General features: G+C 40.8%; 20 protein-coding genes and 2 pseudogenes. 10 read left to right on the top strand and 12 right to left on the bottom strand.

Going from position 1 to position 20584, the window contains the following annotated elements:
* Positions 1-2: 2 nt before the first annotated feature.
* The 9 genes from EAE91_RS05490 to cpxR form a co-directional block, all read right to left on the bottom strand.
* A complete protein-coding gene (locus EAE91_RS05490) occupies positions 3-1091 on the bottom strand; it encodes a glycosyltransferase family 4 protein (protein ID WP_244868683.1) in 1089 nt (362 codons plus the stop codon).
* A gap of 1224 nt (positions 1092-2315) precedes the next feature.
* Complete coding sequence (locus EAE91_RS05485) at positions 2316-3428, bottom strand: D-glucuronyl C5-epimerase family protein (protein ID WP_214087605.1); 1113 nt, start codon at positions 3426-3428, stop codon at positions 2316-2318.
* A 1-nt stretch (position 3429) separates the two neighbouring features.
* A complete protein-coding gene (locus EAE91_RS05480; RefSeq protein WP_214087604.1) occupies positions 3430-4653 on the bottom strand; it encodes a lipopolysaccharide biosynthesis protein in 1224 nt (407 codons plus the stop codon).
* A 5-nt stretch (positions 4654-4658) separates the two neighbouring features.
* A complete protein-coding gene (locus EAE91_RS05475) occupies positions 4659-5729 on the bottom strand; it encodes a DegT/DnrJ/EryC1/StrS family aminotransferase (protein ID WP_214087603.1) in 1071 nt (356 codons plus the stop codon).
* 14 nt (positions 5730-5743) lie between these two features.
* A complete protein-coding gene (locus EAE91_RS05470; protein ID WP_244868682.1) occupies positions 5744-6331 on the bottom strand; it encodes an acyltransferase in 588 nt (195 codons plus the stop codon).
* An 18-nt stretch (positions 6332-6349) separates the two neighbouring features.
* Positions 6350-7399: a Gfo/Idh/MocA family protein gene (locus EAE91_RS05465; RefSeq protein ID WP_214087602.1), complete on the bottom strand. Its 1050-nt coding sequence runs from the start codon at positions 7397-7399 to the stop codon at positions 6350-6352.
* A gap of 14 nt (positions 7400-7413) precedes the next feature.
* A complete protein-coding gene (locus EAE91_RS05460) occupies positions 7414-8724 on the bottom strand; it encodes a nucleotide sugar dehydrogenase (RefSeq protein ID WP_214087601.1) in 1311 nt (436 codons plus the stop codon).
* A gap of 399 nt (positions 8725-9123) precedes the next feature.
* A complete protein-coding gene (gene cpxA, locus EAE91_RS05455; RefSeq protein WP_214087600.1) occupies positions 9124-10494 on the bottom strand; it encodes an envelope stress sensor histidine kinase CpxA in 1371 nt (456 codons plus the stop codon).
* Entirely contained in the window at positions 10491-11186 is a 696-nt protein-coding gene (cpxR, locus tag EAE91_RS05450; protein WP_214087599.1) for an envelope stress response regulator transcription factor CpxR, read from the bottom strand. Before cpxR ends, cpxA begins: the two co-directional genes overlap by 4 nt.
* 157 nt (positions 11187-11343) lie before the next feature.
* On the opposite strand from cpxR, the gene cpxP reads away from it, so the two are divergent.
* Positions 11344-11838 carry a cell-envelope stress modulator CpxP gene (gene cpxP, locus EAE91_RS05445; RefSeq protein WP_214087598.1) on the top strand — a complete coding sequence of 165 codons (495 nt, stop codon included), beginning with the start codon at positions 11344-11346 and terminating at the stop codon, positions 11836-11838.
* 243 nt (positions 11839-12081) lie between these two features.
* On the opposite strand, the gene EAE91_RS05440 is transcribed toward cpxP, so the two are convergent.
* A complete protein-coding gene (locus EAE91_RS05440; RefSeq protein ID WP_214087597.1) occupies positions 12082-13050 on the bottom strand; it encodes a phage integrase in 969 nt (322 codons plus the stop codon).
* 66 nt (positions 13051-13116) lie between these two features.
* Positions 13117-13410 (bottom strand): helix-turn-helix domain-containing protein, encoded by a 294-nt coding sequence (locus tag EAE91_RS05435; protein WP_036773984.1) that lies wholly within the window; start codon positions 13408-13410, stop codon positions 13117-13119.
* Positions 13411-13606: 196 nt separating this feature from the next.
* Between EAE91_RS05435 and EAE91_RS05430 the strand changes: the two genes are divergently transcribed.
* The 9 genes and pseudogenes from EAE91_RS05430 to EAE91_RS05390 all read left to right on the top strand — a co-directional run bounded on the left by EAE91_RS05430 (position 13607) and on the right by EAE91_RS05390 (position 20402).
* On the top strand, positions 13607-13897 hold the full coding sequence (locus EAE91_RS05430) for a Cox family DNA-binding protein (protein ID WP_036811329.1): 291 nt from the start codon (positions 13607-13609) through the stop codon (positions 13895-13897).
* 10 nt (positions 13898-13907) lie between these two features.
* Positions 13908-14135: a hypothetical protein gene (locus EAE91_RS05425; protein ID WP_036811332.1), complete on the top strand. Its 228-nt coding sequence runs from the start codon at positions 13908-13910 to the stop codon at positions 14133-14135.
* Between the two features lie 122 nt (positions 14136-14257).
* Positions 14258-14617 (top strand): DUF5347 family protein, encoded by a 360-nt coding sequence (locus EAE91_RS05420; RefSeq protein WP_214087596.1) that lies wholly within the window; start codon positions 14258-14260, stop codon positions 14615-14617.
* Positions 14618-14690: 73 nt separating this feature from the next.
* Positions 14691-14885 carry a DUF2732 family protein gene (locus EAE91_RS05415; RefSeq protein WP_036773977.1) on the top strand — a complete coding sequence of 65 codons (195 nt, stop codon included), beginning with the start codon at positions 14691-14693 and terminating at the stop codon, positions 14883-14885.
* The gene (locus tag EAE91_RS24725; protein WP_214087595.1) at positions 14878-15099 is read left to right on the top strand and encodes a TraR/DksA family transcriptional regulator; all 222 of its coding nucleotides are present in this window, start codon (positions 14878-14880) and stop codon (positions 15097-15099) included. Before EAE91_RS05415 ends, EAE91_RS24725 begins: the two co-directional genes overlap by 8 nt.
* 4 nt (positions 15100-15103) lie before the next feature.
* On the top strand, positions 15104-15919 hold the full coding sequence (locus EAE91_RS05405) for a DNA adenine methylase (protein WP_312149775.1): 816 nt from the start codon (positions 15104-15106) through the stop codon (positions 15917-15919).
* Positions 15916-18054, top strand: a complete 2139-nt coding sequence (locus EAE91_RS05400) for a replication endonuclease (RefSeq protein ID WP_214087593.1) — start codon at positions 15916-15918, stop codon at positions 18052-18054. The genes EAE91_RS05405 and EAE91_RS05400 overlap by 4 nt, the downstream gene beginning before the upstream one ends.
* Positions 18048-19145: pseudogene (locus EAE91_RS05395) on the top strand (DNA cytosine methyltransferase); the annotation flags it as partial. The gene EAE91_RS05400 and the pseudogene EAE91_RS05395, both read left to right, overlap by 7 nt.
* A gap of 162 nt (positions 19146-19307) precedes the next feature.
* Entirely contained in the window at positions 19308-20402 is a 1095-nt protein-coding gene (locus tag EAE91_RS05390; protein WP_149616319.1) for a DUF3800 domain-containing protein, read from the top strand.
* A gap of 68 nt (positions 20403-20470) precedes the next feature.
* Here EAE91_RS05390 and EAE91_RS05385 read toward each other — a convergent pair.
* A pseudogene (locus EAE91_RS05385) lies at positions 20471-20584 on the bottom strand (IS5/IS1182 family transposase); the annotation flags it as partial.

Genomic DNA, 20584 nt, shown 5'->3' with positions numbered 1-20584 from the left:
GATTAATGTCCAATGTGTTGGTAAAATTTGGTTAATTTATTCTGTTCAATATCCCAATTGTATTTTTCATTGACTGCCAGAAGCCCATTGTTACCCATTTCTTCCGCGATATCAGGGTTATTTGATAAGTAATCTATCGCATCAGCTATTTCTTTCGGATTTAATGGATCGACACAAATGCCACAATGGTTTTTTACAACAATATCTTTCCATAATGTGAAATTGGAAGCGATAACCGGGATACCCGCACTCATATACTCGAATATCTTATTGGGCTGGGCATCGATATGATTGGGTAATGGGTGATATAGCACGATGCCCGCAATGGATTTAGATAAAAGTTCTTTGGTTTCTATGCGATTTAAAAATCCCAGTGCCTCTATTTTGTGCCAATTTTTCATACTTTTTATTTTATTCTCTAGCTCTGTATCTGAAAAATTGCCCGCGAGTTTCATTGTTGTATTCGTTGTGAGGTAAGAGAGGGATTCAACCATCTCTGCGATACCTCTAATGTCAGAAATGCCGCCGACATAGCAGACTTGTGTTTCTTTTTCATACCAGTTGACATGCTTATTATGTAATTCGCCTAATATGGGATAATTATTAATGTCTATGGTGTTGTTATTGAGTTTTAAGAATTTGTTTCTTATTGAGGGAGTGGCCGTAATAATCCCATCAAATTTAGGCGTAGAATATTTTTCGTAGAGGGAGAATAATTTAGAGATAATCACTTGGGTAAATTTATTTAAATAAGGCTTGCTGAAAATTTGTTTAGGAATATCTTCATGGGCATCAAAAATAACTATTTTACCTCTCTTTTTGAGCTTTAATCCGATAGGGATAAGCTCCGGATCATGAAAATGATATAAGTCAGCATCTAATTCTAATGCTTTTCTATAAACTTTATCGGTTGTTTTAAATATTCTATTTAGTCTGCCGGGTAATATACCGACATCAATGATAGCAATGTTATTCTTGGCTTCATTACCTTTACCATCTGCGACAATAAGGGAGACCTCATGTTCTTTTTGTAAGGCAGAACATTCTTTTAGGAAAATACGAATGTCGAAACGCGAATGTACCGAGGTCATATGTGTGATTTTCATAAGGGTATTTTGTTAGTTTTCGTTGGGAATAGAAATAATAATATGCTTAATGCTAGCAGTCCGTATGTTAGTAGCAGTGCTGTAATCGCTGAGTTTGCTATCGTGTATACAAAGGGGAGATAGAGTGTCGTTGAAAATTCAAATGGAACCTTTTTTGAGCTCAGGTTCATGGCAAAGAGTAATATATTAAATATAAAAAAGTTTATGATTAAACCCAGTGTGCCGTATCTGGCGATACCGTCGCCAATAAAGCCGGTATTAGCCGAGCCTGAGGTACCATAATAGATTTGAGAAATTATTTGAGGTGCTTCTGTTGTAAATTCACTATTGTTATTGTAGATATAATCATAAAAGTAATAGGTATTTAATGTGGGTGTGAAGAATACTCTGCGTAGCCAATGGATAAGTGGATCATAAAAATCGAAAATAAAATATAATACCCCGGCGGCCAAGAATAAATAGAGAATGATATTTATCACCGAATGACTTATCGATTTTGTTCCTTTTATATAGAAGTATAGAATGATAACCGCGAGATTCATGAATGCGATGCTTTTTAATCCTGAAGAACTGTAGATTAAATAGGAAATCAAAATACTTATTGTAATGAGGAGATATTTAATTGGACCTCTGATATAGAGTGAAGCTAATAGTAGTAATGGTGAGATAACATATCCCCCATTGGTGATGATGTACATAGTGAGTAGCGGCGTGTTGTCTTTAAAGTGCTGTCTCACGGAATAAACTTTAAATATGTTAGGTGGGATTAAACTTAATCCAGGATTACTCATGACGAATAAGAGGACAATAATACCGCACCCTATTATCAGTATCTTATATAAATCCCACGGGATTTTTAATTTCGGCATCGTTATTCTATCTATTATCCGAAAGAATAATATCGATGAGAAAAATAATATATTTATGGTGCATACGAAAATGATTGAGTAGATAGAAGCTGAATTAATTAGTGGGAATATAATTGATACCGGTATAATGTAAGTGATATAGATTAACCATAAAAAAACCATCACGGGATTTTTTTGGTTGTTGAGTAAAATGAGCGGTAAGAATGATATCCAACAGAAAAAAATACTTAAGTAACCTTGTGGGGTAATATTATAGCCTCTTACCTCATGAAATGTGTCTAATATAAGCACTGAGTTCAGGTAGATAATAATCTGATAGATGAATATTTTCAGGATTATTTTAATTTTGTTTTGCATTTTTGCTGATAAAGAAATAAAGGGCTGATAATGCCAGGATAGTTAGGAAATACATAGTAATAAATTGATAGTATGCCCAACTCGTAGGGCCATGTTTGATGTAATAATACCCGCTATTAGCAGCGGATTTATTCCAGTTATGATATAAATCTATTATTTCTTTATTTTTAAAATTTTGATTTCTCTCTATCAGATCTTTTAAAAGCAGAGTATGTATTTTATGATATTTAATGTTACTTGGATTGCCAATTAAATCATAACTGGACCATTCATTTTTTATGTCGAACTTAAATATATTATGACTGATTGACTGATATAATTTGTCGGATATTCTGGTGTTTTCATCTATATTTAAATGATCCTCAAAGGATTCAATACCATAAGTAGAGTAGATCATGCCGTTTAATACAAAAGCTAATTGGTCTGAATTGGCTTGAGGATCAACATATTCTTCAATCCACGGCATAGTATCTAAGGTTGTTAAACTGCCGCCTTGATGGATAGGGGTTAGTGATGATTGGTAGAGTTGTTTCGAAGTTAGCAAATATTTATCATCACCAAAATAGTCATAAGCTCTTAATAAGAGAATAATGGCATAGGCATCGGTTAGTCCAGACCACCAGGGGGCAGAGAGTTTATTATTTTTGTAGCCTTTATATGACCAGTCAAAATCATATAAGTAATGACTTTCACCATGAAATAATTTTACGTTATTTAATAACCAGTCGGCTGAAAATTTAAAATTAGCAATCAATTCGTTTTGATTGAATTGAGGTGGCGGTACATTCCATCCGGGTAAGGATGAATCGGTTCGCCATAATATATTGACGTTATCTTTATTTAAGCCTAAAGACGAGTATATCAGGCCATAGTGAACAACATAAAATGGGGATAAGAATGAATCTGAAATATGAGGTGAGTGTGATAAAGGAAAACCATTGCTATTAAATTCGCGTTGCGTGAATTTTCCTTTCATGACCAGGTTTCTTACATTGCCATTGAATTCATCTAGCTCATAAGCATATTTATTGAATGTATAGCTGACAATCATCACGATAATAATATAGGGAATTATTTTTATTATGATTTTCTTCATGTTAACCTTCTTTACGCATGAAAGATAATTTTAAAATATAAGCCGTACTTGTCATATAAAGAACAAAACTTGTGAGTGAAAATAACAAAAGAGTAAGGTAAATATTACCTAATAGATATCCAGCAAGAAGAGCTGTTAATCTTAATATAATTGATATTGTTTGAATAAATAAATTGCTTTTTTGGTGTTCATAAATGGATAAATATATCGATAACGATGAATATATTATTTGTCCGCATAAGTGGGGGATTAAACATAATAGATATTTACCTGATTCAAGCCATTCTTCACCAAAGATAAAGGTTATGATGGGTATGCCCGTGAAGTATGTCACGATAGCAAATAAAATAGCAATGCCCGTTAGGCAATAAAATGTTTTTTTAATCTTTAAAAAAGGTGATGTAATCGTATCTTTTAAATATCCTTGTAATATAGACGAAACGGTTTGGGTTAATAATGTAATTGGGGTGCCTGATATTCTAGATGCAATTAGATAAAATCCTGCGGATTTTAGCCCATAGGTGGACATGATAAACAATTGAGGTAGCTCGTTGCTCAATGTGTTAATGAGAGACGCAGGAAAATCATAAACGGGAAATTTATAATATTTATTCGCAAGCAGTTTTATTTTTTTGAATTCATATTTGTTGATAATTAAACGATATTTGGATCTTTTACTTAAAAATAGAACACCTAATGATTGGCCTAATATTTGGCCTAAGATGAGACTGCTTGCGCCTAAATGGGCAATGCCACCCATGATTTGAGTGCTAATCATGGCAACGGTTTGCGTTATTTTAGTGATAGAGAGTGCATGGTATTGCTTGTCTCTTATACTATTGAAACTCATTGCACGATAAAATCCATAGGTGATAATGCCCAGTGGAATATAGTATATATAATTTCCGATAATTATCTTTTCTGGGATATTAGATATCGCAAGAACGGTGATAACTATCAAGCTAATGGTTATTGGAATAATGCAAGATAATGTAATTAGTGAATTAATTTCACGCGTTTTTCCTGATGCACTGATTGAAAATTCATAACGAAGACAAGCGCCGACGGCAAAAACACTTAAAAGCGATGAAAATGAAGCGTAAATACCTAATTCTTCAGGTGAGAAGAGTCTGGTTAATACCGGCGTTGATAGTAATAATAATATCTGGCTGAATAATGATGAGAGTAATAAGCCAGATATATTCCTCAATAATTTATAGTTCATAGATTTTAAATTGAACGGGCAATTTTATTAATTAAATCTATGGATAAATAGGGGTGCATGGGCAAGCTAATGACTTCTTGGGCGATTTCGTCTCCTATAGGCAGAGCAATATTGCTGGCCACCGCAGGTTGTTTATTCAGGGGAATGGGGTAATGAATGGCGGTGGGAATACCCTGTTCTTTTAATTTGTGTTGCAATTCATCGCGGTTTTTAACCCGGAGAGTATATTGTGCATAGGCTGAGAGATTGTGTGGCTCAATATACGGCGTGGTCATGATACCGATGTCGTTCAATGCGTTATTGTAGTTTTCTGCTACCTGCTGGCGTAATGCCATTTCTTCATCGAATATCTCCAGTTTGGGCAACAGAATAGCCGCTTGCAGCGTATCTAAACGGCTGTTCACCCCGATTCGGATATGGTGGTATCGTCGGTCTTGGCCGTGACGGGCAATTTGACGAATAATTTTTGCCAGCTCTTCATCACGGGTGAAAATCGCCCCGCCATCACCGTAACACCCCAACGGTTTACTGGGGAAGAAACTGGTACAGGAAATTGTGGTCAGGTTACAGGAACGTTTGCCTTTATACGTTGCGCCGAAACTTTGGGCTGCATCTTCTATCACGGTCAGGTTATATTTTTCGGCGATGGTGTTAATTTCGTCAAAATCGGCACATTGACCAAATAAGGAAACCGGCATGATGGCTTTGGTTTTCGGGGTAATCGCTGCTTCAAGTAGCGCTGGATCTAAGTTATACGTGGTGGGTTTGACGTCAACATAAACCGGAACCCCGCCCAGTAGCGCAACGGTTTCAGCGGTGGCAATGTAGGTAAAGCCCGGGGTAATTACTTCATCGCCCGGTTTGATGCCAATCGCCATTAAAGCAATTTGTAGCGCATCGGTGCCATTGGCGCAGGTAATGCAATATGGTGCCCCCGTATATTCAATGAGCCTGTCTTCTAATTCGGCGACTTCGGGTCCTAAAATATATTTTCCATGTGCTAATACTTTCTGGATATTCGCGTCAATTTTATCTTTAATTTTAAGCTGCTGTGCTGCCAGATCGGTAAATTGCATGCTTTGGTCCTTGATTATTTAATGCGCACGACAATGTTGTTATTGAGCTGATAAATATGCTGGGTGTGCGGGCAGGTGGCGGTGGCTTGTCCGTGTAGCGGTAAATCTAATTGTTCACCAAATTCACTCATCCAGCCAATTTGTTTGGCTGGCACCCCCACCATCAGGGCATAATCGGGGACATCTTTATTCACTACCGCGCCGGCACCAATAAAGGCATAAGCGCCAATGGTGGTGCCACAAATAATGGTACAATTGGCACCTAAGGTGGCACCTGTTTTTACCCGCGTATTTTGATATTCACTTTTTCTTTCAATTAATGAGCGGGGATTATAGACATTGGTGAACACCATACTGGGGCCACAAAATACTCCGTCTTCCAGATGAACGTTGTCATAAACCGAGACATTATTTTGTATTTTGCAGTGATTGCCGATGGTGACTTGATTGCCAATAAAGACATTTTGTCCTAAAGAACAGCCTTCGCCAATTTGAGCGCCAGAACAGACATGGGTGAAATGCCAGATACGGCTGTTTTTCCCGATTTGCGCCCCGGCATCCACAATGGCACTGGGATGTATCATTACGTGTTCCGCTGACATGAGACCGGTTCCATAGGTTTAATAGGTTAAAGGCAAAGAAATGGTTTTATTATCTCTGGCGGATAGGTAGGCGGCGATAAGCAGCTCCAGGGATTTTAAGCCTTCCCGGCCGTCGGTTATCGGTTTGGCTTCGCCTTTCATCACATCAATGACATTTTTATAGTAAAGCGGATGACCAAATCCGTACACCGAGGTGGTTTCGTAATTGGCGGTTTTGACTTGCTGGTCATACTCTTTTTCGTCAGCGAAATGCCATTCCTGGATTTCATTGACGGCTAATCCCCCCACTCTGACCGTGCCTTTTTCCCCCAAGATGGTGATAGAGCCTTCTAGGTTCTGAGGGTAAGTGCACATGGTGACGGCCATTGAGCCTAATGTGCCATCCCGCCAGCGGATATTGAGTACCCCGGTATCTTCTGTTTCGATATCTAAGTGTGTCGAGGTCATGGCCTGAACATCTTTGACCGGGCCGATTAACCATTCAATTAAATCCACATAGTGGCTCGCCTGATTCATGAAAGCGCCGCCATCAAATTCCCAGGTGCCTCGCCAGGCGGCCTGGTCGTAATAGGCTTGAGGACGGGTCCAGAAAACATTGAGGTGGACTAGGTGGATTTTGCCAAACCGTTTTTCACTGACCGCCCGTTTCAGTAATTGCAGGGTGGCATTTAAGCGGTTTTGTTTGACGACAAACAGGTGTTTTCCGGCTTTATCCGCGGCTTTAACCATGTTTTCCCCCTCAGCCAGCCGGGTGGCCATCGGCTTTTCGGTGACGACATGAAAGCCTTTATCAAAGCAGGTCATCGCTTGCGCTGGATGCAGGCCGGAGGGGGTGGTCAGGATAATGATATCGGCGGTGATGTTATCCAGCATTGTATTGAAGTCGCTAAAACCCGGAACACCGGTTTTTTCTACCGCCGCATTTAATGCGTTTTGATCGTTATCACAGACGGCCACTAATTCGGCCGTGTCTTGATGTATTTCCAGAGAATTGAAATGATTTTTGGCAATCCGCCCACAACCGACTAAAGCAAATCTTATCTTTTTGTCGTTGATAGTGTTCAGCATAATCTTATCCTAAGTTAAGCTTTGATAATGTTTTTGTGATTGGGAGAGTATTTGCCACGGGTATCGACGACTAATTTGGCGTTATTAATAATTAATTCATAATCAAATTTATCGTGATCGGTGGCTAAAATAACGCAGTCGAAGTCTTTGAGGCTATTTTCAGTGACAGGGTGGCTGATTAAATTAAAATGATGTTCCCGCATTTTCGGGAAGACCGGAACATGCGGATCGGCATATTCAATATTGGCTCCTAATCCTCTTAATTTTTCCATAATATGCACGGAGGGGCTTTCTCGCATATCATCCACATTCTTTTTATAGGCGATGCCGAGGATTAAAATGCGGCTGCCATTAATGGATTTATTCGCTTTGTTGAGGGCTAATACAGTCTTAGTGACCACATAATCGGGCATGGAGGAATTGACTTCACCGGAGAGTTCAATAAAGCGGGTATTGATACCATATTCTCGGGCTTTCCAGGTTAAATAGAAAGGATCAATCGGAATACAGTGGCCGCCTAATCCGGGGCCGGGATAATAGGGGACAAAGCCGAAGGGTTTGGTTGCCGCCGCTTTAATTACTTCGTGGATATCAATCCCCATTTTATCGGCAACCAGTTTCATTTCATTGACTAAGCCGATATTGACCGCCCGATGGATATTCTCCAGGAGTTTTGTCATCTCGGCGGCTTTGGTTGAGCTGACGGGAACAACCTGATCAATCGCGTGTTGATAAACGGCGATGCCGGCTTTTAAGCAGTTTTCAGTATGACCACCTATGACTTTAGGAATGGTACGGGTTTCGAAATCGGGGTTACCGGGATCTTCCCGTTCGGGTGAATAGACCAGAAAGATATCTTCACCTACTTTTAATCCGCTTTCTTCAACCCGGGGGAGTAACTCTTCTTCCGTGGTGCCCGGATAGGTGGTGCTTTCTAAGGAGAGGACTTGCCCGGCCCTTAAATACGGTTTCACCCTATCGGTGGTGTTAATCACGAAACTGATATCGGGTTCACGGTATTTATTTAACGGTGTCGGGACGCAAAGAATAATGGCATCGCATTGCGCGATTTTGGTGAAATCCGTGGTGGCTTCAAAACCGGTCTTTATCGCGTGACTAATTTTGGCTGCGGGAATATGTTCAATGTAACTTTGGCCGTGATTTAATTTATCTGTTTTTTCTTGATCAATATCGAAACCAATGACTTTAAAACCAATGTCGTTATATCTGAGCATTAACGGTAAACCAACATAACCCAGGCCAACAATGGCAATGGTGGCGGTTTTATTATCAAATTTCTCGGTGAGAATGTTGAGTGAGGACATATTTTGCCTTTTAAGATGATGACTTAAAAATGAAATTGTGAAAATAAATTACATTTGGTTTTTAATAGGATGTTATCTATTTTCATAAGTTTTATTTGGCAAGTGAAACTTTAACAAGATTTTTAAATAGATTGTGTAAGATATATGATTGAAATAATAAATAAGGTAATAACAAAGCTACCGCACTAGGTTATTGGTTCCCAGAACTCCATCGAATCTTATAATTTTATCTACTGTTCTGATTTTTCAGTGCTTTTGTCGCTGTAATAGAAAAGCAATTAAAGATAAGTATTTTTAATGAATAATTGGGGAGGTTAAACCGTCAGACTCGCCGGGTCAAGCATAAATAAAATTTATTTATTTAATAAATTTGTGGAATAAGGTTAGCGGAAATCTGTATTACCGGCCATGAAGCGGTAGCCAAATAACCAAACGTAAGCCGCCGAGTGGACTGTCCTTAGCTCGCACCCAACCGCGGTGCTGGTTAATCGCGGTTTCAACAATTGCTAAACCAAGGCCAGTGCCGCCGGATTCCCGATCGCGGGCTTCGTCTGTACGGTAGAAAGGGCGGAATATGTGTTCGCGGTCTTCTGGGTTGACACCCGGGCCGTCATCATCAACGGTAATGGTGATCCCTTGATTATCAGCGTGAAATGCGACCGCAATATGGTGGTGGGAGTAGCGTAAGGCATTACGCACGATATTTTCAAAAGCACTGCCAAGTGCTAATGGGTTGCAGTAAATCGCCCAAGAACTCGGTGGTAAGGTTGCTTCAAGGATTTTATCCATCTGTTCAGCTTCGAAGCGGGCATTGTCAAGGATATCGTTCCATAAATCTGTCATTTTGATGTTTTCTCTCAACAGTTCATTTTTATGCTGGCTGCGGGAGAGTACTAACAGATCGTTAATCATGCTGTCTAGCCGTTGGGCTTCTGTCTCAATTCTTTCCAGCTCTTTACTCTCACCATGACGGCGGCGAAGTAATGCTGTTGCAAGCTGTAGGCGGGTGAGAGGTGTGCGTAGTTCATGGGAAATATCGGAAATTAGCCGTTGTTGTGCGGTGACCATTCTTTCCAATACACTGATCATTTGGTTGAAGCTGTTACCGGCGGCTAGAAACTCTTGTGGGCCGGCTTCCAGCTCTGGATGCTGGCGTAAATTACCTTTAGCAACATCGTCTGCGGCATTTTTTAATTTGCGGGCAGGTTTAGCTAAACTCCATGCCAGCCATAATAGGAGTGGCGCACTGATTAACATGGTGGCAGTTAATAATAATAGTGGCCGGTCAAACATCAGATTAATAAAATCCGATTGTGGGCTATTTGCTGGACGAACTAAATAAAGTTGATAATGATCTTCTCCATCTCGAATGGAAAAAGGCCCTAGCATTTCAGAGCGGCCATATTTTTTCTTTTTCGGGTGATCGGCGTTATTTGATTGTCCGATAAAGTTGCGGACAACTTGCATTTCACTTCTTTGTGCACCAATAACTCGCCCTTCGCTGGTGACCAGTATCAGGCGTTGACCCGGGGGTGCCCATTTTTCAATTGCGCGAAATAAACGTCGCCACCAAAGTAAATCGTTAGCGGGATCTTGAGCTAATTCTGCTTCGATATGTTGTTCCAGCATAACTCCCTGCCGATATTCATTTTCCAGCAGAGAGGTTAGTTGTCTGGAATCCAGCTTCGGTACCATTAATACCAACATTAGGACTAATGCCAGAGTAAACCAGAAAATCGCGAAGATGCGTGCCGTTAAACTATTTATCATGTCGCGGAAACCATTAAATATCCTCGGCCACGTAAAGTCTTAAACCAGGCGAGTCCATCTTCCCGATCGGGCAATTTACGGCGTAGGTTAGAGATATGCATATCAATTGCTCGGTCAAATGGGGTGAGCCGCTTACCTAATACTTCCTGGCTCAAATGTTCGCGGGAGACAACCTGACCTAAATGTTGAGCTAATAAATAGAGCAAGGTAAATTCGGTACCGGTTAAATCGAGAATCTGATTAGCAAAGCTGGCTTCCTGTCGGCCAGGGTTCAGTTGTAGGTTATCGACCTGAAGTGTAGGTAGGCCATTGTCTGTTTGTTGTTGCTCACTCCAGTTTGAGCGGCGAAGAATAGCACGTATACGCGCGACTAACTCACGATCATTAAATGGTTTGGCAAGATAATCATCCGCCCCTAATTCTAGTCCCAGAACACGATCCAAATCACTTCCTCGTGCTGTCAGCATAATGACTGGAGTTTGATGGTGTAGACGAAGCTCCTTTAATGTCATAATGCCATTTTTACGTGGCATCATAATATCGAGTAGCAGTAAGTCGATCGAATCGTCAAGGAATTTTAATGCCTGCTCTCCGTCATGAGCGATCACAACGTTAAATCCTTCCATTTCAAGTAATTCTTTTAATAGTGATGTCAGTTCACGGTCATCATCAACTAATAGGATTTTATGCATCGATTACTTCCTCCAAGAACAAAAATACGATAACAAACTTTGCTATTCCACGACTTTACGTTCTTTTACAAGCTTTTGACGCTAGTTTGCAGCCGCGTAGGTATAGTTGTCCACATTGGACCTAATAGCATCGTTCGGGGAAACGAGGAGTTATTTAATGCGTAACATAGCAGCGTTAGTTTTAGCGTCAATGTTTGTTCTTGACTCGACAGCATCTTTAGCTGGAACAGCAAGTACAATTCACGCTGCTACGGTACCCGATAATTGCACACCTTGCGATTATAAAAATGTAGGAAACTATCATTATCGTAATAATAATGATGTTGGTGACAATGACCATATGTTCAGCGGTATCACTTTAACTGAGCAGCAGCGTCAACAGATGCGTGATTTGGTAGGGCAGAAACATCAACCGCGTTCATCGATGTCAATGAATCGCACGGAGCGAGAAGAGATGCGTAAGCTGGTCATCGCGAAGGATTTTGATGAAGTGGCAGTAAAAGCCCTAATTGAAAAGATGATCAGATGTAATGTGGAACGTCAGGTAGAAATGGCACGTATCCATCATCAGATGTACCAACTGTTGACGCCTGAGCAACAAGTACAATTGGAGCAACATTATCGGCAGCGTATGTCCCAGTTACCGAACTGATTTGTAATACCCATAGCAGCAAAGTAGTAGTACAAAGTAGTAGCAAACGAGAATTTTTCCTTGCCATAGACACCATCCCTGTCTTTTCCCCCGCCTTATGGCGGGATTTTTTTATCTGGCTAAGATTAATTCACTTTAAAATCAACCAGATAAAAGTTTTACAAGCAACTGTAAGTAGCGTGGAAATTTTCAAGTGTGGACACTAGTGTGGACACTTTTGAGTGCTACGGTTGCTTATGATTGCTAAATTTCCATGCCGCCATTCAGTGGGTTTAACGTGATTGCAAATTGCAAATAGTCGGGTGCCAGATGAGCATACGCCATAGTTTGTTGTATATTGGCATGACCGAGTATTTGTTGCAGTGCAACAATGTTTCCACCTTTCATCACAAAATGACTCGCGAATGTGTGGCGTAGAACGTGCGTTGCTTGTCCTTCTGGTAAATCAGGTTTTATTGATTTTAACTTTGTACGAAAGCTTTCGTAATCAACGTCAAATAATTCCCCTGACTTCTGTTTGATTTCCTTTTCTAACTCTTTTGATATCGGAATAGCTCTTTGCTTGCCATTTTTGGTTTTTAAAAATGTCACTCGACAACTCTTTACTTGGGCGCTTTTTAAGGTTGATGCTTCTCCCCATCTAGCACCCGTGCTGAGACATAGCAGCGCAATTTTTCTTTCATCCCCTGATAGTACTGATAACAGAGTTTTGACCTCTTCTTTTGTTAAAAAGGTCATTTCTGGCTGTTTTTCCTTTAACGGGGGTAATCCATTCAGTGGGTTGCTCCCGCTAAAAACTTCAAGTTTTTGCAATGTCGTTATCATTCCTGATAGACGATACATATCCCGATTTATCGTTGACGCTTTGATCCCATCAGCCAGGCGATTACTGCGGTGTTCCAGTAAAACATGCTTGTTGAGACGGTTTATCGATGGATCATTTAACTGCCTGATTGTCTTCATCAGTTGTCGTTTTTCTATAGTGCCGTTCTCTGCGGTTTGTCCGTGATATAGCCACCATAAGTTCAGTAAATCGCTAAGGTCTCGTCTATTAGTCCTTGCACTGAGTTTTTGAGCATTTGCCATTGAATGACGTTCGAAGGCAATAGCTTCTGTCTTCTTGTTGAATGTTCTCCTGATGCGATTTCCTTGTCGCCCAAGAGGTCTAATGTCCACCATATAACGACCATCATCGAGCTTCTTAATTGGCATAGTGAAGCCCTCCGATGCAACAAATTGATTGACTGTCGATCCAGTCGATTAATTCCTCATGTAGTGTTAGCCAGTTTTCCGGTCTGAGTGGTGTGACGTTTTGATGTCTACACCATCAGGGGAGAGGGTTGGGCTAATTTGCCCAGATTCTGGGGCAATCTTTCCCGTCATTAGCCAGAGTGTGTATTTTTCAAATTTGGGGTGATTGGTAATTTGTAGGACGGTACTTAATCCAGGCGCGGTGTGCTCACCTTCGTAGTTTTTTAGAGTGCTTAAGGCAATGCCTGTTAATTCACTAAACTTCATCTGTGTAAGTCCTTCGGCCTTACGTATAGCCCGAATTTTTTGTGACATGTCCATAGTTGACAGGTTCCATTTCTAAGACTAAACTCCCTCAAAAGGTTCCACATTTAAGACCTTTTAAAGCGTAAAAACCCCTAAAGATGCCCTTAGAAGCAACTATAGGCGTTTGAGCTAGCCAGATTAGCAAACGAGTTGGGAAATTACGAGGTTCTTAATTGACCACTACTGAGTGTTATAGAAAGGAAATTGATGAGTGATGGAAAAAAATTCAGATGGGTACATGCAGGTTTATTATCCAGTTGATGCAGTGCCCTATCAGAAGTTTGCTGAACTGATAGGCAAAACTCCGAGTGCTGTTAAGGGAATGATTGACAAGAGTAAATTACCAATTATTCCGTGGCAGATACCAGAGGCACCAGAGGGAGTAAAAACTCGTGGAGAAAACTGGGTTTATTTACCTGAGTTTAATAGAGGAATGCGTGACGCATATTTGAACCGTCCTAAAGAATTACGTGATGCGTGGTTATTGTGGGTTGGATTGTAAGGTGAGTGCAATGACTCAAATACCGGCACTAGAGGAATATAGAAAGGGACGGGTAAAATTTGGAAAATTACTTATTCGACCTTTACGCAAGAACGCCATAGTTCAGATTACCCAATATCAGGTCAGTGATGGTGAATATTCTTATGGCCGATTCGATTCAAAAAAGCAGGCTATCAGTTTTGCAAGGCAGCTTTACGGGAGAAAAATAAATGAACGAGTTAACGAAAATTCTGCATAAATATAAATTAACGGGTGATGATTTCAAAAAGATGGATCATTACAGATATTTTGTAGTTTCGGTAATTGGTTTGGCAACTGTGATATTAACCCCGTTATTAGTTTTTATTTACAGGTGACAAAATGGCAAATACAGAGCCGTGCCGTGCTGTTGTCTTAACACTGGATGAAAAAATCGATGGTCTCAATAAAGCCTCTGAGGCGCGTAATCGGTATTTTTTCGATGATAAAGAAAATAATAACAAATTGGACGATTTCATTGAAACTATGCGCGATCGTACAAATAACCGCGTTAGAAACAATGAACGGGTTTTGCATTTGATTTTTCACTTGGCAGGTTTTGATAAAGAGCGTTATCACGTCAAGTTTAAGGAATTAACAATAGAGGGACGGCGATCATTAATACTGGCAATTAATCAACTTCGGGCTGTGGCATCTATATTGCCAGATAAATTGGCATTGCCAAAATCAACCCAATATTAATTTAAAGCATAATCTAAGAAATTAATGTGTAAATTCGCAGGGGTTTTTATTGCCTAAAAATAGGAAATAAAAAATGAATATAGAGCAATTAATTAAAAGAAATAGAGAAGACGAACGCAAGATATTAGCCGAGCGTTCTTCTTCACGTCTGTTAAAAATCGCGGCGCATATTGTGGCAAAGAAATTGGATTACGCCGCGTCATCTGCATTGTTGAACAGTGAAGCCGAGAAAATAGAACTCGAAGCACGGGAGCTGGAGAGTGTCTAGGGAAATCGACCGTGCTTGCCAACATGCTGAGAAAACGTTAGAGCGCAGAATATCAGAGCATGTAAACCGCTCCGTCGGTGTCTCTGCGTTTGAATGTGAAGAGTGCGGCCAACCTATCCCCGTAGAACGCCGGATGAGTATCGTTGGAGTTATCTGCTGCGTCGCATGTCAGGAAGTTTTTGAACTGAAACAGAAGCATTATCGGAGTATATGAATTGGTGAATAAAACTATCTTGAAATGGGCAGGTTCTAAAATTCGCATTATGGATAAATTGCTGCCCCATCTGCCAGCAGGTCAACGGTTGGTTGAACCGTTCGCAGGTTCATGTTCTGTAATGATGAATACGCAATATGATGCGTATTTAATTGCAGATGCTAACAGCGATTTAATTGATATGTATCAGTGTATCAAAGTGAATTGTGATGGGTTTATAAATTCTGCGCAAGACTGGTTTTCGTATTTTAATAGCGAGCATGGGTTTTATTGTCTGAGAGCTTTATTTAGTTCTGATGATAAAAAATATAAATCACAGATATGGCACGCATCGGTATTTTTATTTCTAAACCGGCATTGCTTTAATGGCCTGTGTCGTTATAACTCAAAAGGTGAATTCAATGTGCCTTTTGGGAACGGTAAAAAACCTTACTTTCCCGAAGTAGAAATATTGGCGTTTGCTGCGAAATCTAAGATTGCCTCTATTCATTGCGCCGATTGGCGCGAAATACTGAAAATGGTTGATTTTGGGGATGTGGTTTATTGCGATCCGCCTTATTTCACCAACGGCGTTAATTTCACGCAGTATTGCAAAAATGGCTTTCTTCATCATGATCATCAGGAGCTAGCGACTTCTCTGAAACAGCTCAATGAGTTATTGGGCGTTCCGGTCACCGTGTCCAACTCCATTGAAGCCAAAGAACTTTATGCTGATCTGGGGTTCACTATCCATGAAATCGAAGCACCCCGCACCATTGCCGCCAATGGCAATCGTCAGCCAGTAATAGAAATTATTGCGACGCTAGAGGCGAGTGCATGAGTGAGTTAATCGACTTGTTGCAGGAGCACAACAGCGATTACCAGCAGTCAAAACGCCTGCAATATGAGATGTTCAAGCCCGGTTTGCCCGGCGAGTCAACGTTAGCTGAACAGATCATGTGGCAGGTAAACCCTGATGATTATGACTGGCGTCATAAAATTATCGGTGATATGCCCGATTTTTTGGCGCTCTATTTTGCTACCCGGTACAAAAAAATATTTACCCAATCGGGGGGTGATCGCCGTCGTGCTAATACGTTTTTGCGTCAGTTTGGCGAGAACGTATTACCACGGCTGAATAAAGTCACTGAACGCTATCAATTCAAGCATCAGGTATCCGGCGTTACCCCGTTCCCCTTTATTGAGCAGTTAGAGCGATTGGTTACGTTGGAGCGTAAGGATATCAAACAGCTTGCCTGGGGAATTTCCCATTTTATGGCCGAGAACTACGAAAATACATCGGCTCAGTATGTCAATCAACAACCTGTGAGCGAACAAGACGCCAGAGAACGTTTGATCCGTATCTATGAGTTACTGGCAAAACTGACTCAACAAGCCGGCACAACAGCTCCTTACTGGCAGCAGTTCACCAAAGGCAGGGAAGGTGCCACAGTCGATCAATTGTGTGCCGGCCTCCTGCGCATGATGTCGGATAAATGGTGGTATGCCCGCTTGAAAAGAATGCGTGATATTCGTGCTGAGCATATGGCTATTGCGGTAGGTCAAGTGCAGAAATCAGCCTCTCCCTATGTTTCCCGTAGTACGCTGCGTGAATGGTTAGAGCAGAAGCGCCGTAATTGGGATTTTATCAAACAGTTTGATGTTGAGAATGAACAGGGCGACAGGGTGCCGCTGGAAGATATGGTACTCGGTAGTGTGGCTAATCCTGCTATCCGCCGTAGTGAATTGATGGTGAGAATGCGCGGTTTTGAAAATCTGGCTGACGAACTCGGCTATGTCGGTGAGTTTTATACCATCACCGCGCCATCAAAATATCACGCTGTCCACAGTGTCGGTGGCTTTGTTTCAAATTGGAACGGGGCCAGTCCCCGTGATACACAAAAATATCTGTGCAACGTCTGGGCGAAAATCAGGGCGGCTTATTCCCGTGCGGGGATCAGCGCTTTCGGTTTTCGTGTAGTTGAACCCCACCATGATGGTACGCCGCATTGGCATATGTTGCTGTTTATGCGTCCTGAACATGTCGATGAAATGCGTGACATCATGTGTTATTACGCCCGGTTGGAAGATTCAGAAGAATTACAGGGGCAGAAAGCACTAAAAGCACGATTCCATGTGAAGCCCATCGATAAGGCGAAAGGTTCGGCTACGGGCTATATCGCTAAGTACATTTCCAAGAATATTGACGGTTACGCGCTGGATGGTGAAAAGGATGGGGAAACAGGCCAACTTCTTAAGGATATGTCACGCTCTGTCTCTGCCTGGGCCAGTCGTTGGCGTATCCGGCAGTTTCAGCAGATCGGTGGTGCGCCCGTTTCCGTCTGGCGCGAATTGCGTCGTTTGAGTGGTGATGAGCAAATCTTGTCTGATGTAGATATGGATAATGTTCGATTTGCTGCGGATGTGGGGGACTGGTTCGCCTATACCGAGTTCCAAGGTGGGCCTCTGGTTGCACGAAAAGATTTAACCGTGCGGTTGTCCTATGAAATCACCGAACAAGGCAATGCTTACGGCGAAAATGTGTTGCGTATTTCCGGTGTCTACTCGCCCCGCTTGGGCGACTCCTCTTCTTTTATTACCCGTACTGTTAAATGGAACATTGTTCCTAAATTTAACGCTGATGTTAAAGGCGTGGGTTTGGGGTTTTCTGGCGGCTCTGCCGCCTCTTGGAGTTCTGTCAATAACTGTACGGGGTGTGACAGTACGGCCAGAGGCGGTGATCTGTTAGTGGAAAAAGTTATTGATTATGCGGATTCAATTGGCATGGATTTTAGCCGGGCTATGGCGAAGTCATTAATCATCGGAGGAAAAATCAACATAGGTGAACAGTCGTTCAAGTTATGGACGGATGGCAGTTTTATTCCGATAGAGAGGGAATGTCAGAAAGAAGCACGTCGCGATTTGCTGTGGCAACGGATTAAGAATATTGGTGAAATGAGGAAAAACCTATCGTGAATATGCGTTTCGGTTCGGTTTGTTCCGGTATTGAAGCAGCCAGTGTGGCATGGGAACCGCTGGGTATGTCTCCGGCATGGTTCAGTGAAATTGAGAAATTCCCCAGCGCGGTACTGCAATATCACTGGCCTTATGTCCGAAATCTGGGGGATATGACTGAAATCCCCGCCATGATTACCGAAAATCAGGCCGATGCGCCGGATATTCTGGTTGGTGGTACACCCTGTCAGGCGTTCAGCATTGCAGGTCGGCGTAATGGGTTGGACGATGAGCGGGGAAAACTAACATTATCATTCGTGGAGTTGGCAAATGTCATTGATTCAGTCAGAGCAGCAAACGGCGAACAGCCTTCAATTATCGTCTGGGAAAATGTCCCCGGAGTTCTATCCAGTAAGGATAATGCCTTTGGTTGTTTTCTTGCGGGACTTACCGGAGAAGATGAACCATTGCAGCCGTCAAGGAAGAAATGGACGAACTCAGGTTATGTGTCTGGACCACAAAGAGCTGTTGCGTGGCGGGTGCTGGACGCTCAATATTTCGGAGTGGCCCAACGACGTCGCCGTGTGTTTGTTGTCGCAAGTGCTAGAACAGACATCTGTCCCGCAAAAATACTTTTTGAGCCAAGCAGCGTGCGTCGGCATTTTGAATCGCGCGGAACGGAGAGGAAAGCAATTACCAAAAATGCTGGAAGCCGTGTTGTTATCGGTAGTCACTGGGATTCAGGGTTAAACCCGCATCCGACATTAAACTCAGGCGGTATTGGCATGAGCAATCAGGAGATATTTTCTCAGAGAGGCAGTGGATTGGTATCTACGTATCGGTTGCTTTCGTTTGGTGAATACCGGACAGATGATATTTCATCAACACTGCGCTCCAGAGATAATAAAAGCGCTACTGACCTAATAGCAATTCATGGGGCTGTGCGTCGTTTAACACCAGTGGAATGCGAAAGACTACAGGGTTTTCCCGACAATCACACCCAAATTCCGTGGAATGGCAAGGCTTCGGCTGATTGTCCTGATGGTCACCGTTACCGGGCAATCGGAAATTCAATGGCTGTGCCTGTGATGACATGGATTGGTAAGCGAATTTTAATACCAAAAGATGAATAATCTCATCCATCAGGAAATTTATATTTCTATAATATGGCAAAAGATAATATTTATCGATTTATACAAATAAATTGTACTTATTGGTCTAATTTGCCATACTTTATTATATGCAGTGTTTTTATTAAATAACGTGGTGTTAATGTGAAAATAAATAATTTTACAAATATATATTTTGATGAATCAGGAAATACAGGTCATAATCTTACAGACAGTGAACAGCCAGTATTTGTATTAGCTTCGTGTAATTTTGATGATGAACAATCAAATGAACTAATTAGTATCATTCAAAGCAATTTTACTACAGAGGCTCATTTTAAACGACTCAGAAAGAGTACCAATGGACAAGATAGTATAATTAATCTAATGAGCAATCATTTAATTAACCCTAATAATGTCAAGATTTCTATATTTAACAAACCCTTTATGGTTGTTAGTAAAATTGTAGATATATTAATAGAAAGCCAATGGCATGCAGAGGGTAGAGACCTACACAAAAATGGACTAAATATCTCTTACTCAAACGTATTTTTTATTATATTTTCAAATTTTTTTGAAAAAGAACATGTAGATGAAATGTATATATCATTCATTAAAATGATACAGGAAAAAACAGAGAAAAATATAATTGATTTTTATTCAAACATTCAAAGGCTATATGAGAAATGTTCGGATGTAGAATTGCGATATTTTATATCCGAAATAATGAGAACACGGCATATTGTTAGAAACGTACTTTGTACGGTGGATAAAACAGCATTAGATCCTGCTATTCCTGCTTTGTTTTCTCATTCTGTTTTATGGGGGGAAATATATCATGATGGGTTTAATATAATTCATGATGACTCAAAAGCGATTGAATCTAAAAAAGAAACATTTAGGCTTCTTATGGATAACACCCAGTCAGAGATAGAACTTGGATATGATAAAAGAAGGTTTAAATTACCTCTAAAAGTAAAAGAGTTAATTTTCGCAAAATCAGAAAATCATAAGCAATTACAAATTGCTGATATTATTTCAAGTTCATTTACTTATTGGCTAAATAGAGTTCATTACAATAAATATAAAGATGCCTTATTTAACAAGTTAAATGAATTAGATCTAAGGCGTTTATATGAAGGAGGGATGTTCATCTGGCCAAGTACAGATATTACGCCTCAAGAACTGGGACTTGAATTTGATGGAGGATTACACCCGGTCAATCATACTACGGCTTTTTTAAACAGAGCACGAAAGTAAAATAGCTGTATTTAATTTGATATAAGACTCTGTAAAACCCACCTATTCTACGCACTAGGTAGTGTCCCTTAATTATATAATCTCCGGCAAAAGAGTCGAATACAGCCTAATTTCACCATCGACAGATAGTTTCGTGCTGTTTTTTCATAGCGTGTTGCAATACGTCGATTACCTTTCAAAAA

This window comes from Photorhabdus noenieputensis (assembly GCF_018448935.1).
In the GTDB taxonomy this organism is placed as follows: Bacteria; Pseudomonadota; Gammaproteobacteria; order Enterobacterales; family Enterobacteriaceae; genus Photorhabdus; species Photorhabdus noenieputensis.
The sequence above is the reverse complement of the archived record's forward strand: the minus strand, read 5'-3'. Positions and strand labels throughout refer to the sequence as shown.

Excerpts from the sequence above, each read along its gene's own strand:
- EAE91_RS05490 (WP_244868683.1), bottom strand. The coding sequence starts at position 1,091 with ATGACCTCGGTACATTCGCGTTTCGACATTCGTATTTTCCTAAAAGAA.
- EAE91_RS05485 (WP_214087605.1), bottom strand. The coding sequence starts at position 3,428 with ATGAAGAAAATCATAATAAAAATAATTCCCTATATTATTATCGTGATG.
- EAE91_RS05480 (WP_214087604.1), bottom strand. The coding sequence starts at position 4,653 with ATGAACTATAAATTATTGAGGAATATATCTGGCTTATTACTCTCATCA.
- EAE91_RS05475 (WP_214087603.1), bottom strand. The coding sequence starts at position 5,729 with ATGCAATTTACCGATCTGGCAGCACAGCAGCTTAAAATTAAAGATAAA.
- EAE91_RS05470 (WP_244868682.1), bottom strand. The coding sequence starts at position 6,331 with ATGTCAGCGGAACACGTAATGATACATCCCAGTGCCATTGTGGATGCC.
- EAE91_RS05465 (WP_214087602.1), bottom strand. The coding sequence starts at position 7,399 with ATGCTGAACACTATCAACGACAAAAAGATAAGATTTGCTTTAGTCGGT.
- EAE91_RS05460 (WP_214087601.1), bottom strand. The coding sequence starts at position 8,724 with ATGTCCTCACTCAACATTCTCACCGAGAAATTTGATAATAAAACCGCC.
- cpxA (WP_214087600.1), bottom strand. The coding sequence starts at position 10,494 with ATGATAAATAGTTTAACGGCACGCATCTTCGCGATTTTCTGGTTTACT.
- cpxR (WP_214087599.1), bottom strand. The coding sequence starts at position 11,186 with ATGCATAAAATCCTATTAGTTGATGATGACCGTGAACTGACATCACTA.
- cpxP (WP_214087598.1), top strand. The coding sequence starts at position 11,344 with ATGCGTAACATAGCAGCGTTAGTTTTAGCGTCAATGTTTGTTCTTGAC.
- EAE91_RS05440 (WP_214087597.1), bottom strand. The coding sequence starts at position 13,050 with ATGCCAATTAAGAAGCTCGATGATGGTCGTTATATGGTGGACATTAGA.
- EAE91_RS05435 (WP_036773984.1), bottom strand. The coding sequence starts at position 13,410 with ATGGACATGTCACAAAAAATTCGGGCTATACGTAAGGCCGAAGGACTT.
- EAE91_RS05425 (WP_036811332.1), top strand. The coding sequence starts at position 13,908 with ATGACTCAAATACCGGCACTAGAGGAATATAGAAAGGGACGGGTAAAA.
- EAE91_RS05420 (WP_214087596.1), top strand. The coding sequence starts at position 14,258 with ATGGCAAATACAGAGCCGTGCCGTGCTGTTGTCTTAACACTGGATGAA.
- EAE91_RS05415 (WP_036773977.1), top strand. The coding sequence starts at position 14,691 with ATGAATATAGAGCAATTAATTAAAAGAAATAGAGAAGACGAACGCAAG.
- EAE91_RS05400 (WP_214087593.1), top strand. The coding sequence starts at position 15,916 with ATGAGTGAGTTAATCGACTTGTTGCAGGAGCACAACAGCGATTACCAG.